This window comes from Pseudomonas sp. MD195_PC81_125, from assembly GCF_014060985.1.
Classification (GTDB): Bacteria; Pseudomonadota; Gammaproteobacteria; order Pseudomonadales; family Pseudomonadaceae; genus Aquipseudomonas; species Aquipseudomonas parakoreensis.
Genome location: NZ_JABULD010001033.1, coordinates 1 through 546, shown reverse-complemented (window position 1 = coordinate 546; position 546 = coordinate 1). Strand labels below are relative to the sequence as shown.

The 546-nt window shown below is 49.5% G+C and carries 1 pseudogene; it reads right to left on the bottom strand.

What is annotated here, in order from left to right:
- Positions 1-335: 335 nt before the first annotated feature.
- Positions 336-416 (bottom strand): annotated as a pseudogene (locus HT737_RS32995) (hypothetical protein); the annotation flags it as partial.
- Positions 417-546: the final 130 nt, after the last annotated feature.

The following is a 546-nucleotide window of genomic DNA, read 5'->3' as shown; positions in this document are numbered from 1 at the left end:
CCCCTTTCGGGTCTTGTATTCGCCCACTCCCGACATAACGGGGTTTTTCGCAGGCGTAGAGAAACCGCAGACGAAAAAAAAGCCGCATGACTGTCGGGTGCGGAGGACCGCTCTGGTTGAGGCGTTTCTTAGGCGCCGGGTTGAGATCCTAGGGTGTCAATGCTTTGCGGTCAATACTCCAAAATCGTTCAGCGTTTTCCGGCCAAAAATACGTAGGCCGTATACATCTAAGCCAAACGCATTTTTGATTTCAGTAGATAGGAGTTCTCTGTTTTTGTGCCGCATTCCTGAATGACCGGCACTCGCCTTTCCTGCAAGAGGGGTTTGTTGAATATTCAGATCTCGCTCAAATGACTGTGCAAGAAACCGCCCAGAACGAATACGGACAATCGATATCCTGGAAACACTAGGTCAGGTTTTCGGGGCGGCCGTTCCTATGTAGACGGCAGTGAAATCCAATTTTCATGACACACCGATCGTAGGTTATTATTTTTTGGGAGTGGTGAGGCGGGGGGGAAACACGATATCTGCGGACATATAAAACCT